Here is a 20,020-nt window from a genome sequence, read left to right on the forward strand (position 1 = left end):
GGAAGGGATATGCCAAGCTGGCAAGCATCTGTACTAAATACCATTTTATCCTATGTCGCTAGGCCATCCATCAGTCGTGGACAGGCCAAAATGCCCTTAGCGCAAGTGCGTGAAAAGTTGCTTGAGCTTGATAGACGTTGGCTCCCTTGGCCGGATAAGTTAGTCAGCGCTACCATCCCCTTACAACACTCAAACTTGTTACATTATGTGCTTCTCAACGAACCTCCTCGCCTTGGAAGTCTGTTTTATATCCGTGGGGGAGGCTTCTGCTTTAAAACGCCCCGTGCCCATGCAAGATTAATCGCAGATATCTGCCAGCGTTGTCAATTAGATGCTTATATTCCTGATTATCGTCTCGCACCTGAGTATCCTTTCCCCGCGCCATTTGATGATGTACTTGAAGCCTATAGACGGTTAATTGAGCTGAAAGGCACGGAGAATTTGATCCTCATGGGTGACTCGGCGGGCGGCAATTTAGCACTGAGTTTGTTGCTGGAATTAAAACGTTTAGCCCTGCCTTTACCGACCGCCTGTATCTTGCTATCGCCCGCGTTAGACTTAGCACTTACGGGGGATACTGAGTTGATACTCGCAGCCGACGATCCCTTCTTCACCATAGAGGCATTGCTGCGCTTACGTGGCGCTTATCTTGCTGGGGCCGATCCTATGTCGGCAAAAGTTTCCCCCTTACAAGGGAACTTGGCAGATCTGCCGCCCATCTTAGTGATTGCGGGTACGCGGGAGTTATTATTACAGGATTCTGAACGTTTAGTCGCCCAAATAAAAGCCTGTGGTGGTGAGATAACGGGCTGCTTTTACCCTAACATGCCCCATGTGTTTCCTCTGTTCAATTTATTACCCGAAGCCCTTGAAGTGAGGTCGAAAATTGGCCATTTTGTACTTTCACACTTGATTCGTTAAAATGGTGTAGTTATTCACATTCAGTGAATAGCTAGCAAAATGAGGGGAAAATAACTTTTTTTCTGACTAATTATGCTGCAAGCCATGGGCTTAACCGCTTGTATAGTTCTTAAACTGCAATCTTTATGCACTTTGGATGGAAGTGCGTGGATTGATGTTTGTGAAAAACTGGTATTTTGATCACATTTTCGCTAATAATGGTTATTAATAGACACAAGCAATCCCAGTATCACTAACTCTAGATAAAGATACCTATGGGACTCTGACGGTGCAAGGCGCCGTTACACAAACACAAAGGACGAAGAAGAATGAGCGTTGATATGAAGTTGGACCGTGCCCAGTTTGACGCAGTGATGGTGCCTAATTATGCGCCTGCTGCCGTGATCCCTGTTCGTGGCGAAGGAAGCCGAGTTTGGGACCAAGAGGGCAACGAGTTTATCGATTTTGCTGGCGGTATTGCGGTAAATTGCTTAGGTCACTGTCATCCAGCCCTTGTGAATGCCCTTAAGACACAAGGTGAAAAATTATGGCATCTGTCAAACGTAATGACGAATGAGCCTGCCTTGGCATTAGCGACTAAATTAGTTAATAGCACGTTTGCCGACAAAGTGTATTTTGCCAACTCTGGCGCCGAAGCCAACGAAGCCGCATTAAAACTTGCCCGTCGTTATGCTTTAGAAAAACATGGCGTTGAGAAAGATGAAATCATAGCGTTCGATAAAGCTTTCCACGGCCGTACGTTCTTCACAGTCAGTGTCGGTGGACAAGCTGCCTATTCCGATGGTTTTGGTCCTAAGCCGCAGAGTATTACTCACCTGCCATTTAACGATGTTGCCTCCTTAGAAGCAGCAGTAACGGATAAGACTTGCGCCATCATGCTTGAGCCGCTGCAAGGCGAGGGCGGTATTATCGATGCCGATCCTGCATTCTTGAAAGCCGTGCGTGAATTGGCTAATAAGCACAATGCACTAGTGATTTTTGATGAAGTCCAAACGGGTGTGGGCCGTACTGGTGAACTTTACGCTTACATGGGTACTGAAATCGTGCCTGACATCTTAACCACAGCTAAAGCGCTCGGTGGTGGTTTCCCTATCGCAGCTATGCTGACAACGGCTGAGATTGCCGAGCATTTAAAAGTGGGCACTCATGGTTCTACCTACGGTGGTAACCCATTAGCCTGCGCTATCGGTAATGCTGTGTTAGATGTAGTGAACACACCTGAAGTGTTAGATGGCGTAAAACATCGCGAGCAGTTATTGCGTGATGGTTTGAACAAAATCAATGAAAAATATCATGTTTTTTCAGAAGTACGCGGTAAAGGTTTACTCTTAGGGGCCGTTCTTAATGAACAATACCAAGGTCGTTCACGCGACTTTTTGGTGGCCTCTGTCGCTGAAGGCTTAATGAGCCTGATGGCGGGTGCTAACGTGGTGCGTTTTGCTCCTTCTCTGGTGATCCCTGAGGCAGATATTGCTGAAGGTCTAGCTCGTTTTGAACGTGCTGTGGCGAGCATAGCTGCCGCCTAAATGACCAAAGGAGTGCTGAATTTATTCGCACTCCTTTTTTGTCAGGGAATACTTACCTGCATCACTGCCTGTCTTTTTGAAGAGAGGTGCCCTGATGCACGGTAAGCCAAAGTGAGGAGACACTAAGATGTTAATCATACGTCCTATTCAGGCTGGTGATTTTGAGGCCTTATATCAAATTGCCGAAGAGTCTGGTCATGGTTTTACGTCATTACCTGTGAATGCGGATCTGCTCAGACATAAAATTGCTCGAGCAGAAGCCTCATTCGTCAAAGCCGTAGAGACTCCCTTCGATGAAGGTTATCTAATGGTGCTGGAAGATACCGATACCCGTGAAGTGGTGGGAACGTGCGCCATCGAAGCGGCGGTGGGAATGGAAGATGCGTTCTACCATTATCGACTCGGTACCGAAGTCTATCATTCTGAGCAAATTGACGTGCGTAACGAGGTCGAAACACTCACCCTTTGCCATGACTACACTGGCGCTGCTGAGATGTGTACGCTGTTTTTGCGTGAAGCATATCGCAAGGGCAACAATGGCCGCATGTTATCCCGCAGTCGCTTTCTGTTTTTAGCTCAACATGCGAAGCGTTTTGGCGAAACTGTGATTGCCGAAATGCGCGGTGTAAGCGACGCCGAGGGGTATTCACCTTTTTATGGTTGGTTGCAAAAACACTTTTTGGGCATAGATTTTATTCAGGCGGATTATCTTTCTGGCTTAGGTAAAAAGGCATTTATGGCCGAAATGATGCCACGAAATCCTGTCTACGTTTGTCTGTTGCCGGAAGAAGCGCAGAAAGTGATTGGCGAAGTGCATACCAATACCCGTCCCGCATTAAGTTTGCTGCAGGCCGAAGGCTTTCGATGCCGCGGTTATGTGGATATTTTTGATGGTGGTCCAACAGTTGAGTGTCGTTTATCGGACATTCGCGGCGTGCGTGAAAGTCGTTTATTGACCGTCGATATTGGTGACATGGTCGAAGCCGACACTCAATTTATTATCTCAAATACCCAATTAGCCAATTACCGAGCGACGTCTGCTGCACTGGCCGTGGACGACAAATCCGAACATATCATCATTAGCCCTGAGCTGGCAGCGGGTTTGCTACTCGCAAAAGGCGATCAAATCCGTATTTTGGCAATGTAGGAATAACCAATGACACATTATATTCAAGGCCAGTGGCATGCTGGCAAAGGTCATGACGTGACCTCAATTAACCCTGCCAATGCACAATCTATTTGGACCGGTAAAACGGCCACTGCAGAACAAGTTAATGCCGCCGTTGATGCCGCGCGCGCCGCACAGTTTGATTGGTTTATGTTAGGTTTCGATGCGCGTTTAGCCATAGTTGAAGCGTATCGCACCCAACTCGAAGCCAATAAAGCGGAACTGGCTGAAACGATTGCCCAAGAAACGGGTAAACCTCAGTGGGAAACCGCGACTGAAGTCGGTGCCATGATAGGCAAAATTGCTTTATCGGCTGCGGCTTACAATAAACGTACGGGCACAGAAGCCAACGATACGCCAGCAGGACGTGCGGTTATCCGCCATAAGCCCCACGGTGTTGTGGCTGTGTTCGGTCCTTACAACTTCCCTGGTCATTTGCCGAACGGCCACATAGTGCCTGCGCTGTTGGCTGGGAATACCGTGATTTTCAAACCTTCAGAGCTCACGCCTAAAGTCGCCGAGTTGATGGTCAGCCTATGGGATAAAGCAGGTCTGCCTGCTGGCGTGCTCAACTTAGTCCAAGGTGAGGTGGATACGGGTAAAGCGCTGGCTTCACACCCACAGCTCGATGGTCTGTTCTTTACTGGTAGCTCACGCACAGGTCATTTTTTACATCAACAATATGCGGGTCATCCGGGCAAAATTTTAGCACTTGAGATGGGGGGGAATAACCCACTGATCATTAAAGGTGTGCAGGATATTAAGGCCGCAGTGCACGATATTTTGCAGTCGGCTTATATCTCATCGGGTCAACGTTGCACTTGTGCCCGCCGTTTATATGTCGAGCAAGGCGAGCAGGGCGATGCGCTGATTGCCATGTTAGTCGATGCGGTTAAACAGATTAAAGTCGGTCCTTGGAACGCGCAGCCACAACCTTTTATGGGCTCAATGATTTCTGAAACTGCCGCTAAGGGTATGGTTGCGGCGCAGGCGAATCTGTTGAACTTAGGCGGCGTGTCTTTGGTCGAGTTGACCCATCTAGAAGCGGGTACAGGCATAGTGTCTCCTGGCCTTATCGATGTGACAGCGATCGATGTCTTGCCGGACGAAGAATACTTCGGACCTCTGCTACAGCTGGTGCGTTATAGTGATTTCGATCAAGCGATCAAATTGGCTAACCAAACGCGTTACGGCTTGTCTGCGGGATTACTTGCCGATAGCCGTGAAGATTATGATTATTTCCTCGCGCGTATTCGTGCAGGGATTGTTAACTGGAACAAACAAATCACTGGCGCATCGGGCGCGGCACCTTTTGGTGGTGTTGGGGCTTCGGGTAACCACAGAGCGAGTGCTTTCTATGCCGCCGATTACTGTGCTTATCCAGTCGCTTCTGTCGAGGCTGATGCCGTGAGTTTACCCGCGACATTAAGCCCAGGTTTGAGCTTGTAAGCGGGTAGAGATTTGACTTTTATGTGGTAAAGAATATGTGGGCAAGAGGAGGAAGGACTAATGTTCTTCCTTTTTAATAACAAGCAGTAACGTTACTTGAGTTTCTACTGTGGGTATGTGTGACGCTGCAACAGTGGCATTTAGGTCGTTACATTTAGTGTTCGCGGCAAAATAACAGCAATAACCGCAGCACAATAAAAGGAGTTTTTATGCATACCGACATCAACGCGTTATTTGCCGCCCTGTGGCAAGACTATATTCAAATGACCCCTTCTGCGGCAAAAGTGCACGCGTTGTTGGGTCATGGTAAGCCGATCATCAACGACCATATTGCCCTGCGTACTTTCAATATCGCTAAGGTGAATTTGGACGTGCTAGCTAAGCATTTCACTTCGTTAGGTTATGTACCTTGCGGTGATTATAAGTTTGAACAGAAAAAACTGATCGCTAAGCATTTTGAACATCCAGATTCGACTCAGCCTAAAGTGTTTATCTCTGAGCTGTTGGTTGAAGAATTTAGCCCTGCGTTGCAAAAAACTATTCAAGGCTTAATCGCCCAAGTGGATGCTGCAGCGACAACGGCGGACAACTTTATTTACTCAGGCCGTCATTGGTCTTTAGATGCTAAAACCTATCAGGACTTATTAACTGAGAGTGAATATGCAGCTTGGGTAGCGGCTTTTGGTTATCGCGCTAACCATTTCACTGTGTCTATCAATCACCTCGATGGTTTTGAGACTTTAGAGTCAGTGAATGAAGCTCTGAAGCAAGCGGGCTTTGTGCTCAATAGTTCAGGTGGCGAGATCAAAGGTTCGCCAGAAGTCTTGTTAGAACAGTCTTCGACTATGGCTGATAAGATTGGTGTTGAATTTACTGACGCGACAGTGGAAATCCCAAGCTGTTTTTATGAGTTTGCGCTACGTTATCCTATGGCTAATGGCGAGCTCTACACAGGCTTTGTGGCGGCATCTGCCGATAAGATTTTTGAAAGCACCAATGTGAATAAAGCCTAACGTCCTCAAATTGCTTTCTGCATAAAAAAAACGCCATCAATTCGATGGCGTTTTTTATGGATATTTCAAACAAGGTATTTAATACGATTGGTATAACCTGGGGCTAGCTAAATGTCAGCTCGATCCTCAATCCACCTAAGCGAGTGCTGTGATTAAACTGCAGCTCAATCTCGTATTGCTCGGCAATTTCTTTCACTATTGATAATCCTAAACCGTGACCCATCACAGACTCATCAAGCCTTGTTCCTCTTTGTGTGAGCTTATCTAGCTCATCATCAGCAACCCCTGGACCATCATCATCAATACAAAGGCAGAGACGCTCTTGTTGACGCGATAGCTGAATGCTGACTCGGCTCTGGGCCCATTTAAAGGCGTTGTCTAGCAGGTTGCCTAAGAGCTCCATGCCATCTTCCCTGTGAATAGGCAGTCTGAGAATATTGGGATCGAGTTCGAAATCACATTCAATGGACTTGTTGCGGTGAACCTTATTTAGCGTGTTGGCTAGGCTATGTAAATCCCTAGGGATCACCAATTGCGCAGCGGGGAGCATGTCGCCAGTGATCCTCGCCGCAGCCAGTTTACGCTCGACCATCTTGTGAATCGAATCAAGTTGCTGCTGCAGGGCAATGGCAGTTTCAGGATCTTTGAGGCCAAGAGCTTCAACCTGTTGCTGCATCACGGCAAGTGGCGTTTTGAGCCCATGGCTCAAATTACCTAAGTTATTGCGGCTACGTTCAATTTGCTTGGCTGTGTACTCAAGTAGTTCATTATAGGTTTTTGCTAATGGTTGTACTTCGGGAGGAATATTATTGAGCTCCAGCGCGTTAATTTCCCCTTGTCTTAGCCGAGAAAGTGCGTGCTGTATGTGCTTAACTGGCTTAAATGATTGACGTAGGATCAAGAATATCCCCGCGATCATAGCAACTAACATCGCCAGATTGACACCAAGCTTAGTGCCATAAACCTCGCTAAACACGCGTCTACCGATACTCAAATCTTGCGCAACGGTTAAGGTAGCGCTGACATTGGCACTGCTGGAATTTAACCCTAATGATAACAACTGCATATCGTTATTTTTTGGCCCTTTAGCTTGCCAGACGCGGGTTTGATTCGGTGCTAGTGGCTCGATATCTAACTGCATATCCCACAGGGAGCGTGAGCGAATCACTTCATTTGGCAGGTTAAGCTGAAAATAACGGCCTGAATAGGCGGGCTTGTAGAAACTGGAAAGCTGGCTTTGATCTATGCTGATCTCCCCATCATGGATATGGGTTGCCAGCATGATATGTTCGAGATCTTCTTCTAAGCGATTGATAATAGAGTCGTGGAAGGCCTGACGTAGCATGGACTCAAACAGTATCAGTCCAATTACAGTACCTAACACGAGTAAGCCAGTTAACCATAAACTGAGCTTAGTGCGGATCGAGATCATTCAATAATGCCGTGGAAGATGTAACCTTGGCCGCGACGGGTTTCGATCGTGGTTTTACCCAGTTTCTTGCGTAGATGGGTGACATAAACCTCGACCACATTGCTCTCTTTTTCATCGTCAAACTGATAGAGCTTATCAGTTAGCTGCGTCTTAGATAGCAGCTTCTTAGGTGACATGAGGAAGATTTTTAACAGCCTGAATTCCATTGCTGTGAGTTCATACAGTTGCTCGGCCACTTTTACCGTTTGTTCTGCTTCATCTAAAACCACGCCACCATAACTCAATTGTTTACTTGAGGTGTTTAGACGACCATGTGCACGGTGGATTAAAGCTTGGATTCGGGCCAATAATTCCTGTGCGTGGAAAGGTTTACCTAAGTAATCGTCGGCGCCAGCATTAAAACCTTCTACTTTTTCATGCCATTGGCTGCGGGCCGTCAGCATGATAACTGGAGTGCTGATCCCTTGATTTCGCCAGCCTTCGAGCAGTTCGAGGCCGTTGCCATCGGGCAAACCTATGTCTAAGATTACGCAATCGTATTGGGTTTCTTTGATCAGATAATCGGCTTCAAGCGCTTTGTCTGTAATATCGGTTACATAGCCAGCGAGTTTGAGTTGTTTCTCCAGCTCGGTGACTAGCATTGGGTTATCTTCAACGAGTAACAGTTTCATGTTTTCGACATTCGCTCGGTAGTGCTATTGATTGATCGGCTTGACCATTAGTTGCATCAATACTGAGATTAACGATTTGGCCACGCTGAACTTTGATTTGCAAATCATAGCGCCATTTATGATCTTCTTGATAGAGATGAGCATCAATTAGTTCACCTTGGCAAAATTGGTTCACTACGGCGAGTGTACCGTTTAAGGACAATATTTGCCCAGAGTTAACTAACGCCTTGGCTTGATAATGTTCTAATTCAATAGGTTCGGCATGCAAGATTATTGGATGCACCAGCGTGAATAGGCTGAAAAAACAGATTAAAAACAGCCGTTTCATTTGAGCTCCCCAATAAAAAATGGCCTAGAATTTATTCTAGGCCACTTTAATAAGGCAGGCTTAAATCAAGCTGAAGACTAACTTAACGGGTACCGTATACCACGATTGTCTTACCATGAGCTTGGATCAAATTCTGTTCTTCTAACATCTTCAAGATACGACCCACAGTTTCCCGTGAACAGCCAACAATTTGACCTATTTCTTGACGAGTGATCTTAATCTGCATGCCATCAGGGTGTGTCATAGCATCAGGTTGTTTAGCCAGATGCAATAGAGTTTGAGCAATACGGCCTGCAACGTCTAAAAATGCAAGGTTACCCACTTTCTGGCTGGTACTTTGTAGGCGATAGGCCATTTGTGCAGACAGCTTCATCAGAATTTCAGGGTTAACTTGAATTAACTGTCTGAATTTCTTATATGAAATCTCAGCGATTTCACAAGCTTGCTTAGCACGAACCCAAGCGGTACGTTCGGCTTGTTCTTCAAACAAACCTAGTTCACCGATAAAGTCACCTTGATTCAGATAAGAAAGGATCATCTCCTTACCTTCTTCATCTTTAATCAATACCGCTACAGAACCTTTTACTATGTAATAAAGGGTATCTGAGTCTTCACCAGCATGGATAAGAGTGCTCTTTGCAGGGTACTTATGAATGTGACAGTGTGATAAAAACCATTCCAAAGTTGGATCAGGTTTTGGCTTACCAATCAGAGCCATGTTGGTGTTCCTCGATTGATTAAAACGAAAGTAAGAGTATTCTAAATAAGCATTTTACGTCAATTAAACTCACAAAAACTTGATGGAAGTCTTAGTTTAGAATAAGTGAATAAATGCAATTAACCATCTAAAATTAGAGCTTATTTTGCTACTTTAGTGATTTAAGTCAACTAAATCGATATGAAACTCGCTGGATTCACTTAACTCTGTCGAGTTAATCACATCTTACCAGTCTATTTCAGCAGTTTTATTATAGATTATGAATAAAATATGCCACTAAATTACACAATAACATGTTTCACTTTTTAAATTTGACATTCCATTTGGCTTAGCTTCCCCCATTATCCTGAGGTTTGTGTGTATTTAGGCTCGACTTATGGGGTTAATTCTGGCTAACTTTGAGGGCAGTTGTTTTTAAGAGAGGTAAGCAAGTGAAATACAGATTATGGGTTTTAGGTGCAGGTTTAAGCTTAACAATAGGGCTGAGCTCTGCGGCGCACGCATTTTCTATCCCGCAGCCAGCAGCTGAACTTGCGGCCAGTAAGTTTGTGCATATTCAAGTGACGGCAGAGCAAGGTGATGCCGATGCCCAATTTTTGCTGGGATTAATGTATCTCTCCGGACGTTTTGTGTCGCAAGAAGTGCCGACTGGATTGCACTGGATTTCACTTGCCGCCGAACAACAACATGAAAAAGCGCAGCAAACCTTAGCGGATCTGTCATTTGAAGGCCAATTGATCAAGCGTGACTTGTCAGTCGCTGAGCATTGGTATAAAGCGTTGAGTGAGCAGGGTAGTCGTTGGGCTCAATTCCGTTTAGGCTTTATTTATGCGTCTGGCGGTGACGGTGTGCAGCGCAACTGCGGTAAAGCGGTCGAGCAATTTTCCCAAGTGGGTGATGATGTTGCTTTGGGCAATGTGGCGTGGATTTTAGCAACTTGTCCCGAAGCAGAATATCGTGATGGCAATAAAGCGGTCGAGTTGTCCTTAAAATTACTCAAAGTGAATGAAAACGATCCTACAAATCTTGATAATTTAGCCGCGGCTTATGCGGAGTTAGGCGATTTTGGTGCTGCTATTTCGACGCAGCAGAAAGCGATCGAAGCGTTGAAAATGAATGCTGAAATGACTAAGACTGATGAGTTTATGCTGCGGTTACAAACCTACGAGCAAAAGCGTGCCTATCGCGAAACCTTACGTTTACTCGAATAGGGCTTTCTTCATCATAGCTCTCTTAGTTAACTGCTATTTTTATTCTAGTATTGATTAATGGATTGATTCATAAATTGAAAAATAAAGCCTGAGTGGATACTCGGGCTTTTTGTTTTTGATTTAAGGCTCACCGAGCGCCCAAGAATCTAGGATGTGATATTCGACACCCGTGCTTGTGCTTTTTGAATGGTATAAATGCAAATTATCTGGCGTTAACGTCAGCATATTCATACCTTTGAGTTGCAATAAAGCCGACTCATCTAGTGTCCATTGTTTTGCTTTTCTAAATAAACTGATGTGCGGGCAAAAGTTGTGCTCATTCCGATGCAATTGCAGTCGGTCAGCAATTTCTTGCGTCTGTTTAGCGAATTGCGCTAACGGAGGCTCAATATCATCGCCTTTCAAGCAACATACTTGCGCATTGGGCCATACATCGAGCTGGTTAAGCCGAACGCTAAATCTTGGCTTCACTAAGCGGTCAACCGCATCAAGGAGGGCGATTTTTTGCTCGTTGTTAGCTTGACCCATAAAGCAGAGCGTTAAATGCAGATTGCTGACACTCACCGCTTTCGCCTCAGGATTAAGATGGCATATCAATTGCTGCTGCAATTCACTTAGATATACCCTTTGACTATCTGTGGGAGCGAAGCCGAGGAATAGCCTTTGTTGCATCGGTTTATCATCCTTTTGGAGTGCTTAATATGGATTATCTCAGCGAACACTTTGACGTTAACCGCATTTGAGCGTTAATCTAGCTGTTGAATTTATCAGCTAATTTGTGACTCAAGCAGACGTTTAATTCACTGTGAGCCTATACTTAATACACGTCGATAATACCTTAAATGGATTTTTAGGTAAGGAAGAGACTTTTCATGTCAGTAGGTTTAGCTAATCCACTCCAACAGGCTTTGGTCAGTATTTTTAGTGAATCCCCGCTAGAAACCTTAGAGCAGAATGTTGACAGAGCGCTTGAGACTATTACTTTGCAACTGCATTGTGACGGGGTATTTGTATTAACCGGAAGCCAGTCACTGGATCGTTTACGCACGCGTAATCTGTATTTAAAACCTCAATTTGCCCAAGGCCAACAAACCCGAGTCTGGCCCTTGGCACGAATGCCATTTTTTCGCTCTCTTGTCCGTACTCCGCGTCTATTAAATCTGGCTGATGTGAATACCTTGCCTGCCGATGCTCAGGCTGAGCGAGCTTTATTAAGGGATTGGGACGTCAAGAGTCTATTAGTATTGCCGCCAGTCGTGTTTGGCGAAACTCGTATTGCCTTGGGGGCTGTCAATTGCTCAGAATGTTGTGAATGGAGCGAAGAGTTTATAAGTGAGTTTAATCATGCCGCTGTGATGATTGGCTCTGCGATGGAATTGACGCGTATTGCTTTGAGCATGCTTGCCAGTGAACATAAATACTGTGAAGTATTCAACCAGTTGCCCTTAGCTTGCGCCTTGTTAGATAAGCATGATCAATTGACTATGCTGAATAAAGTCGCTCTGCAAACCCTGCCAATTCAACATGGCTATGATTTATTCGACATGGTGCGTGAGGAAGAACACGCCATGCTAACCGATACCTTACATGTGGTACGAGAAGGTGTGCTCGGCCAAGCTTGGTGTGAGTTACCTTTAAAATCAATTCATCAATTAACTTGGTTAAAACTGAGTTTTAGCCAGATTAGCGGCGATAAAGATACTTTAGTCATGATTGCCGAAGATGTCAGTGAAAAGTACCGCTTAGCCGATGAGTTATCCTTCCATGCCAATTATGATGCACTTACGGGGTTACCTAATCGGTTGCATTTCGAAGCCCTATTAGAAAACCTACTACATGCCCATGACGATATGCCTATTTGCGTGGCGTTTCTCGATTTAGACCAATTCCAAGTCATTAACAATATCAGTGGCCACCAGGCGGGCGATAAGCTGCTTTGCCAAGTCGCATTACGTTTGAAACAGCTCGTACGTAAAGGCGATATTGTTGCCCGTTTAGGGGGCGATGAGTTTGGTATCCTGATGCATTACTGCAATGTGGACTCTGCGAAACAGATTGCTAAGCGGATTTGTACCCAGTTAGCAAATCATGAGTTTATTTGGGAAAGTCGTAGTCACAATGTCAGTGTCAGTATGGGGATTGCTAGGCTAGATAAAAAATCCGCCGATATTTATACCGTCATGAGTCAAGCTGACGCTGCTTGTCGATTGGCGAAGGATCAAGGTCGTAATGGCTGGCATTTATACAGTGCGAGCGATCCTAAAATGAACCGTCTCTACACCGAGATGATGGCCTCTGTTGATATCGTCGGCGCACTCGCGTTAAACCAATTCGAGCTTTATTTTCAAAGCATAGTGCCGTTAAACCGCGAGGAAACTGGCTTACATTTAGAGATCCTACTGCGTATGGTGCAGACTAACGGCACTATAGTGTCTCCTGCTATCTTCTTACCCGCCGCCGAGCGATACAACTTGGCTTCTAAGGTTGATCTTTGGGTGATCGATAATTTGCTCAAGTGGGGTGGTAGTCATTTAGATATTTGGCAGCAATTGGATCTTGTGTCTGTGAATCTGTCGGCAACCTCTTTGGGCGATCATGAGTTTATGAATTGGCTAGAAATGCGTTTGATGGCCGAACCTGAGCTGGTGGATAAGCTTTGCATCGAGATCACAGAAACCGCGGCTGTGAGTCAGCTTGATCAAGCGACAAAGTTACTCGAGATACTGCGTCCGCTCAATTGTAAATTAGCCCTCGATGACTTTGGCGCAGGCTTTTCTAGCTTTGCTTACCTTAAGCGCCTCAATGTGGATTTTGTAAAGGTTGATGGCCAATTTGTCGTCAATATTTGCGAAGACTCTGCGGATCAGGCGATCGTAAAATCCATCTGCCAACTTGGTCAAGATATGGGGTTTGATGTGGTTGCTGAATTTGTCGAATCCCAAGAAATAGGGTGGAAATTGCAAGCCTTAGGCGTCGACTATGCTCAAGGTTACGCCATCAATAAACCGATACGCTTAGCTGAACTACAGTCAGGGCTCAGTCAACCTTGGCTCGAAAAGCGTGAGATTTTTGCGCCCTATCCACAGCTGTAATCTTGGGCATGGCAGCTTTGAGCTGTTACTTATGTCAGCACTGACTTGATAATGTTTGCTGCGAAATGGTACTCAAAGCCGATTGTTAGTACACTGACGCCCTGTGTTGGCCGCTGATGTCTTTTTCTTGAACTCTCTACCTATTCATAGCTTATTAGCACCGCTGCGCGCGGCTTTTTCTCGTCACGCCCAAGTGATCCTCGAGGCACCGACAGGTGCGGGTAAATCAACGGCGTTACCTTTGGCTATGTTGGATTGGCCTGAAATCAGCGGACGCATTTTAATGCTCGAACCGCGGCGTGTCGCGGCGCGTAGTGTGGCGCACTATATTGCCAGCTGTCGCCAGCAAAAGGTGGGGCAAGAAGTCGGCTATCGCGTCCGCGGTGAAGCTAAAATCAGCGCTAATACCCGTTTAGAAATTGTCACCGAAGGCATACTGACGCGAATGATCCAACAAGATCCCGAGTTAACTGGGATTGGAATGATCATCTTCGATGAAATTCATGAACGTCACCTCACCACTGATTTAGGTCTTGCCCTAGCGCTCGAAGTGCAAGCTTCGCTGCGGGACGATTTAAAGATATTAGCTATGTCAGCGACTCTATCAGGTCTTGCCTTAGCTGAACTCATGCCAGAAGCGGTGACCTTGCACAGCGAAGGCCGGAGTTTTCCTGTCGACATCGAATATCGCCCTGTGCCAACTCAGCTGCATTGGATCGATCACCTCGGCCGCTGCGTGCTCGAACTGGTCTCGGCCAGCAGCTGTGCCGGTGTTGATAAAACGGCTGCCAATAATGCCGTGCTCGTGTTTTTACCCGGTAAAGGGGAGATCTTACGATTACAGCAGTTTTTGCGTGAGCGCTTAGCGGACGATGCCTTTTTGATTTGCCCTCTTTATGGTGAACTTTCAGGTGCCGAGCAAGATAGCGCGATCGCTGCAACTATAGATGGCAGGCGCAAAATCGTGCTAGCGACTAACGTGGCGGAATCGAGTTTAACTATTGAAGACATAGGGTTTGTCATCGACAGTGGCTATAAACGACAAGCGAGTTTTAACCCTAAAACCGGTGTCACCCGCTTAGGTTTGAAACGTATTAGCCAAGCCTCCGCAACCCAGCGCAGTGGCCGCGCCGGACGTTTATCAGCGGGTGTGTGTGTTCGCCTGTGGAGCCAAGAAGAACATGGCCGCATGCTCAGGGCCGATGAACCCGAGATCAGCCAAGCGGATCTGGTGGCTATGGCCCACGATTGTGCTTACTGGGGCGCAAAATCCTTTAGCGACTTGATGTTATTAACGCCGCCACCAAGTGTGCATGAGGCGCTGGCGTGGAAACTGTTACAAGATTTAGGCATGGTCGATGCTCAAAATAAACTCACTCCCCACGGTAAAGCGGCCTACGAGCTAGGGTGTCACCCAAGGCTTGCACATATGTTATTGGGCGCAAAAAGTTTGGGCGCAAACAATGGGGGAGTCAATAATGCTAACGAACAAGCAACGCAATTGGGCAGTTTGGCCTGCTTGTTGTCGGGGGTTTTAGAGGCGCGCGGTTTGCCTAAAAAGGGCGCCGATATCATGAATTACCTGCACTTTGCCTGTCATGGACAAGCTGGGCAACAGGCAAAACAGTGGCAGAAAAAGCTAGGATTAGCAGCGGATTTGTCTAAGATAGCGACCCATGCACACCACTGTGATGTGGGGTTATTATTAGCACTTGCTTATCCGGATCGTATCGCTAAAGCCCGCGGTGTTGAGGGCTACCAATTAGCCAATGGTACTGGCGTCGTGCTCGCAGCCGATGATGCATTGGCGCAAACGCCGTGGATGGTGGTGGCGGATTTTCAAGAAACTGAAGGCAGAAACGCTGGGCGGATTTACTTAGCGGGTCAGCTTCAGCCAAGCTTGTTCGACGGCGAGCTAAAAGGTTTGCTGGACATTCATGAGATTTGTGGCTGGGATGAAGCTAAAGGTCGAGTGATTGCGCAGCGCCAATACAAGGTCGGACAAATTTTAGTAAAAACCGAGACGATTGCTAAGCCTGAACGTAAGCAAATTGTCGCGGCTTTACTGGGCTATATTCGCCAGCAAGGATTACAAATCCTTAATTGGAACGCTAACTTAGAACAGTTTCAACACAGGCTCAAACTGGCAACTGAGTTTGACGCGTGCAGTGACTGGCCCAAGGTTGATGATGAAGCATTATTAGCGAGCCTAGAAACTTGGCTGGCGCCTTACCTCGAAAATGTGAATAATCTGCCGCAATTAGTTAAGCTTGATTGCTTTGGTTTTGTGGCAAACTGTTTGAGCTGGCAGCAGAAACAGCGACTTGACGAGTTATTGCCAACTTCCTGGCCGTTAGTGACTGGTACCTCTGCGCCAATAGTATACGACGAGTCTGGGCGTGCGCTGCTGCGTGTGCGTCTGCAAGAAACCTTTGGCATGGCGCAGAGTCCTATGTTGGCGCAGGGCAAACTAAAGGTGACGATGGAATTACTCTCTCCGGCCCAGCGTCCATTAGCCTTGACGGCAGATTTAGCCAGCTTTTGGCAGGGACCTTATGTGGAAGTTAAGAAGGAAATGCGCGGTCGATATCCAAAACATCTGTGGCCAGACGATCCTGTGAATACACTGCCGACAAAATTTACCAAGAAGAAAACCTTGGGTTTAGCTCAGCCCTAGCACCACGCCGCTGGTTTTATAACATTTTGTTATGAAACACTTTGATTCGCACCACGTTAGCTTTGTGCCTATGGCTGATGTCTTTAAATGCATGAATGATGAAGTAGATATGACAACTAAGACGACAAAAAAATCACCCGCTTCCCGTCGGGCTAATCATGGCCGCGGTTTATTTCGACGAATTTGGTCTATCAGTTGGAAATTAGGCTTGGCTGGATTAGCTGTAGTGACTTTTTACAGTATTTATCTTGATCAAATTATTGCGCAAAAATTTGAAGGTCAAAAATGGCATTTGCCCGCGCAGGTGTTTAGCCGCTCTATGGCGCTGTACCCCGGTGCGGCAGTCAGCCATCCGCAAATGATGGCTGAGCTTAAGTTGCTCGGCTATCGCAAAGTCGCTAACCCACGCCAAGTGGGAGAGTTTTCGGCATCGAGCACTCGTATTGAATTGTGGCGTCGACCGTTTTTGCATCCTGAAGGCGATCAAGTCGAACAAAGAGTCATGATCAGTTTCGACAGCAATGGCATCAGTTCGGTCACTCGAGTCTCAGACAAGCGTCAACTCGCCGTATTCCACCTTGAGCCAGTATTGCTCGACCGTATTATTACTGGCGATGGTGAAGACAGGCTGTTTGTGCCGACCGAAGAAATGCCAAAGTCGATCGTGCAGGCGTTACTGCTGGTGGAAGATCGTAGTTTTTATGAACACCATGGTGTGAATCCATTCGCGATTGCGCGCGCGGCTTTTGTGAACATCAGCGCCGGTCGCACTGTGCAAGGTGGCTCGACGTTAACTCAGCAGTTAGCGAAAAACTTTTTCCTTTCGAGTGAGCGTTCCTTGCTGCGTAAGGTGCGCGAAGCCTTAATGGCGGTCATTATTGATTTTCGTTACAGCAAAGACGAAATCCTCGAAGCGTATCTTAACGAAGTGTATATGGGGCAGGATAAATCCCGCGCCGTCCATGGTATGGGGTTGGCCTCACGTTTCTATTTCGGCCGTCCTATCAGTGAGTTGACTATTTCCCAGCAGGCATTCTTAGTGGCTGCGATTAAGGGACCGTCTTACTACAATCCATGGAAATATCCGGATCGTATTCAAGAACGCCGTGATCTAGTATTGCGTTTACTCATGGATGCGGGGGATTTAACCACGGCTGAGTACAAGGTGGCGGTAGAGTCCCCCTTAGGGATCCGTAATCTCAATAAACCAGCACACCAGAAATTGCCGTCCTTCTTCGCTCTGGTAAAACAGGAAGTGAACGAGCGTTATGGCGATGCGCTATTGAAGCAATCTGGGGTGAAAATCTATACCACGCTCGATCCTATGGCCCAAGAAGCCGCCGAAATTGCGGTGACTCAAACCCTCAAAAGCTTAGATAAGAGCAATAAATCATTGCAGATTGGTATGGTCGTGACCGACAAATACACGGGCGGTATTGCGGCTATGGTCGGCGATAAAACCCCGGGATTTGATGGCTTTAACCGCGCGGTTGAAATTCGTCGTCCTATTGGCTCGTTAATTAAGCCTTTTGTGTATGCTACGGCTCTGGCACCTAATAGCCAATTTACCTTAGCGACACCTCTTAAAGATCAACCTATTACCTTGAAAAGTGAGCAAGGTAAGACATGGTCACCACAAAACTTTGATAAGAAGTTCAGTGGTCAGGTGCCTTTGTTAACGGCATTGAAAAAGTCGATGAACGTACCGACGGTAAACCTTGGGATTGCTGTGGGTGTAGATGCGGTCGCAACAACATTGGCTAAATCGGGTTGGCAGGAGCCGTTAAACGAGTATCCCTCCATGTTACTCGGCGCCGTCAATGGCTCGCCATTAATGGTAGCGCAAGTGTACCAAACCTTAGCTGATAGCGGTGTTTATCGTAAGTTAACCACTGTGACCGCTGTGCTAGATTCTGATAAGAACCCATTACCAGTGACGCGATTGCCTAAAGAGCAAGCTATAGCACCTGAGACAGATTTCTTAATTCAATTTGCTATGCAGCAAGTCGTGAATACGGGAACGGCAACGCGTTTAGGTAATGCTTTCCCTGGCGTTGGACTGGCGGGTAAGACTGGCACCAGTAACGACAGCCGTGACTCTTGGTTTGCGGGCTTTGATGAGCGTAATGTCGCCGCCATTTGGGTTGGTCGTGACGATAACGGTAAAACCAGCTTGTACGGTAGCAGTGGCGCCATGGCCGTATATCTTGCCTTCTTAAAGGAACGTCCACCTATTAGTCTGCGCTCAATTCCTGTGAACGGTGTAGTGAAGGGCTTTTTTGACCGAGATACAGGTGTTGCTAAGGAATCCACTTGCAGCAATGTCGATGCGCTTCCGGCATTAGCTGCGACCTATCGTCCAGTGAATAACTGCGGCGACCCTTTGCAGTGGTGGCAGAAAATTTTCTAGGTTAATAGGGTCGATAATGGGCCAATAACGCACTTATGCGTTGGATATAAAACCTTTTAGTCAGTAGAACCTGTGCCGATGGAAGTGGTGTGATCGAGGGCAAACTCGGGGCGCCAATCTTCCCTTTGCACGGGACGTTAATCCAAAGTGAGAAATGACATGTTTAAAACCGCTGCCGCTGTGCATATTTTAGTTAAACACAAAGAACAGGCTGAGGATATTGTTAAGCAGCTGAATAATGGTGCTAATTTTGCTGTGCTCGCTAAGCGTTTTTCCTCTTGCCCTTCGGTCAAAAAAGGTGGCGATTTAGGCGAGTTCAAAAAAGGCCAAATGGTGCCACAGTTCGATAAGGTTGCATTTTCAGGTGAATTACTGGTGCCGCATATAGTGAAAACTAAGTTTGGCTGGCATGTGGTTAAAGTGTTGTATCGCACTTAATACCCCAGTAATAAGCGCATCTTCACCGAACGTTATTTTCGACTAATCAAATAGATTGGAAGATTAGGGAGCGATCAGCATGAAATTTAGTTTTAACACCGAAGATGCGAGTCAAGTTTGCGTAGGGGCTTTTGCCCTTGCGGTCCCCGTTGCATTTTCTGAGGAAGCGTGGCATCTCGGTGAGACTTTACCTTTATTGAATATCGGTATGCTTTTTAGTTTATCGCTGCTCTTTCTTGGGGTATTCACCTATCACAGCGTGTTCCAACAGAATATTGCTTCCCGCGTTCCTGTGTTTATTTTTCGTATCGTGGTGGCGTATTTGCTCACAGCCCTCGTGGTTTTCCTCGTGCTGCTTTGCCTCGATAAAGTGCCATTTTTTGAGGATCCACTAACCTCTATAAAACGGATCATAGTGATCACTATGCCAGCCTCTATGGGCGCTATTGTTGTGGATAGTTTTGATAAGGAATGACACTTTTTCGCTAAATCTCATGACTTTTGTCACTGGTTGATTGCGTTTGTCTTGCGCATACTTATTTCCATGTTCTGACTTTGACATTGATTAAGCGTCATAAGCAGATCTAAATGTTGAGCTTGATAACGATAACGCCAATAGATAAAGGAAATGACTATGAACACTGGTGCCCTCGCTTTACTTATCCCAATACTCGCAATTGTTGGTGGATATGTGGTCGCTATAATGAAAATCCGCAACAAACAAGGTGTGTCGACGCGTGAGCAAGTGGCCGAAAACCAAGCTTTTCAGACCGAGTTAGCCATCCTTCGTCAGCGTATCGAAGTGCTAGAGCAGTTAGCCACTGACGATGGTTTTCAGTTAAAGCGTGAATTTAAAAAGGTCTAACGATTTATTCCTTGGCTTATCGGTGGCTAGGCAATACTTACGTTTTAGATGTTATTTGTTCTGACAAGGTATTGCTCGCCAAACGATAAATGATGTTGAGT

At 46.3% G+C, this 20,020-nt stretch carries 17 protein-coding genes; 12 read left to right on the forward strand and 5 right to left on the reverse strand.

The annotated features are described in order from the left end of the window. The first annotated feature begins 9 nt into the window (after positions 1-9). From L5M10_RS06265 to L5M10_RS06285, 5 genes are all read left to right on the forward strand, one after another. Positions 10-921 carry an alpha/beta hydrolase gene (locus L5M10_RS06265; protein WP_263255037.1) on the forward strand — a complete coding sequence of 304 codons (912 nt, stop codon included), beginning with the start codon at positions 10-12 and terminating at the stop codon, positions 919-921. Between the two features lie 308 nt (positions 922-1,229). Then, on the forward strand, positions 1,230-2,447 hold the full coding sequence (locus L5M10_RS06270; protein ID WP_263255038.1) for an aspartate aminotransferase family protein: 1,218 nt from the start codon (positions 1,230-1,232) through the stop codon (positions 2,445-2,447). 127 nt (positions 2,448-2,574) lie between these two features. Next, the gene (gene astA, locus L5M10_RS06275) at positions 2,575-3,594 is read left to right on the forward strand and encodes an arginine N-succinyltransferase (RefSeq protein ID WP_263163618.1); all 1,020 of its coding nucleotides are present in this window, start codon (positions 2,575-2,577) and stop codon (positions 3,592-3,594) included. Positions 3,595-3,603: 9 nt separating this feature from the next. Next, on the forward strand, positions 3,604-5,064 hold the full coding sequence (astD, locus tag L5M10_RS06280) for a succinylglutamate-semialdehyde dehydrogenase (protein WP_263163616.1): 1,461 nt from the start codon (positions 3,604-3,606) through the stop codon (positions 5,062-5,064). 209 nt (positions 5,065-5,273) lie between these two features. Continuing rightward, the gene (locus tag L5M10_RS06285; protein ID WP_212599655.1) at positions 5,274-6,077 is read left to right on the forward strand and encodes a DUF1338 domain-containing protein; all 804 of its coding nucleotides are present in this window, start codon (positions 5,274-5,276) and stop codon (positions 6,075-6,077) included. 103 nt (positions 6,078-6,180) lie between these two features. On the opposite strand, the gene L5M10_RS06290 is transcribed toward L5M10_RS06285, so the two are convergent. From L5M10_RS06290 to crp, 4 genes are all read right to left on the reverse strand, one after another. Further along, positions 6,181-7,509 (reverse strand): ATP-binding protein, encoded by a 1,329-nt coding sequence (locus L5M10_RS06290; RefSeq protein WP_131523982.1) that lies wholly within the window; start codon positions 7,507-7,509, stop codon positions 6,181-6,183. Further along, a complete protein-coding gene (locus L5M10_RS06295) occupies positions 7,506-8,180 on the reverse strand; it encodes a response regulator transcription factor (protein WP_131523983.1) in 675 nt (224 codons plus the stop codon). The genes L5M10_RS06290 and L5M10_RS06295 overlap by 4 nt, the downstream gene beginning before the upstream one ends. Continuing rightward, complete coding sequence (locus L5M10_RS06300) at positions 8,161-8,508, reverse strand: PepSY domain-containing protein (RefSeq protein WP_105250261.1); 348 nt, start codon at positions 8,506-8,508, stop codon at positions 8,161-8,163. The genes L5M10_RS06295 and L5M10_RS06300 overlap by 20 nt, the downstream gene beginning before the upstream one ends. 82 nt (positions 8,509-8,590) lie before the next feature. Then, positions 8,591-9,226: a cAMP-activated global transcriptional regulator CRP gene (crp, locus tag L5M10_RS06305; RefSeq protein WP_006080082.1), complete on the reverse strand. Its 636-nt coding sequence runs from the start codon at positions 9,224-9,226 to the stop codon at positions 8,591-8,593. 431 nt (positions 9,227-9,657) lie between these two features. On the opposite strand from crp, the gene L5M10_RS06310 reads away from it, so the two are divergent. Then, on the forward strand, positions 9,658-10,437 hold the full coding sequence (locus L5M10_RS06310; protein WP_105250260.1) for a tetratricopeptide repeat protein: 780 nt from the start codon (positions 9,658-9,660) through the stop codon (positions 10,435-10,437). A 120-nt stretch (positions 10,438-10,557) separates the two neighbouring features. Here the strand turns inward: L5M10_RS06310 and thpR are convergent, their stop codons facing one another. Then, a complete protein-coding gene (thpR, locus tag L5M10_RS06315) occupies positions 10,558-11,109 on the reverse strand; it encodes an RNA 2',3'-cyclic phosphodiesterase (protein WP_263255039.1) in 552 nt (183 codons plus the stop codon). 200 nt (positions 11,110-11,309) lie between these two features. On the opposite strand from thpR, the gene L5M10_RS06320 reads away from it, so the two are divergent. The 6 genes from L5M10_RS06320 to L5M10_RS06345 all read left to right on the forward strand — a co-directional run bounded on the left by L5M10_RS06320 (position 11,310) and on the right by L5M10_RS06345 (position 19,919). Then, entirely contained in the window at positions 11,310-13,529 is a 2,220-nt protein-coding gene (locus L5M10_RS06320) for a putative bifunctional diguanylate cyclase/phosphodiesterase (protein ID WP_198571945.1), read from the forward strand. 103 nt (positions 13,530-13,632) lie between these two features. Next, entirely contained in the window at positions 13,633-16,206 is a 2,574-nt protein-coding gene (gene hrpB, locus L5M10_RS06325; protein ID WP_263255040.1) for an ATP-dependent helicase HrpB, read from the forward strand. 91 nt (positions 16,207-16,297) lie between these two features. Further along, positions 16,298-18,616 carry a penicillin-binding protein 1B gene (mrcB, locus tag L5M10_RS06330; protein WP_168827694.1) on the forward strand — a complete coding sequence of 773 codons (2,319 nt, stop codon included), beginning with the start codon at positions 16,298-16,300 and terminating at the stop codon, positions 18,614-18,616. A 159-nt stretch (positions 18,617-18,775) separates the two neighbouring features. Next, entirely contained in the window at positions 18,776-19,054 is a 279-nt protein-coding gene (locus L5M10_RS06335; RefSeq protein WP_263255041.1) for a peptidylprolyl isomerase, read from the forward strand. Between the two features lie 79 nt (positions 19,055-19,133). Beyond that, positions 19,134-19,529: a DUF2391 family protein gene (locus tag L5M10_RS06340; protein WP_105250257.1), complete on the forward strand. Its 396-nt coding sequence runs from the start codon at positions 19,134-19,136 to the stop codon at positions 19,527-19,529. 159 nt (positions 19,530-19,688) lie between these two features. Next, a complete protein-coding gene (locus tag L5M10_RS06345) occupies positions 19,689-19,919 on the forward strand; it encodes a hypothetical protein (RefSeq protein ID WP_113939132.1) in 231 nt (76 codons plus the stop codon). Positions 19,920-20,020 lie beyond the last annotated feature (101 nt).

Source organism: Shewanella sp. SM32 (assembly GCF_025654235.1).
GTDB classification, from domain to species: Bacteria; Pseudomonadota; Gammaproteobacteria; order Enterobacterales; family Shewanellaceae; genus Shewanella; species Shewanella oncorhynchi.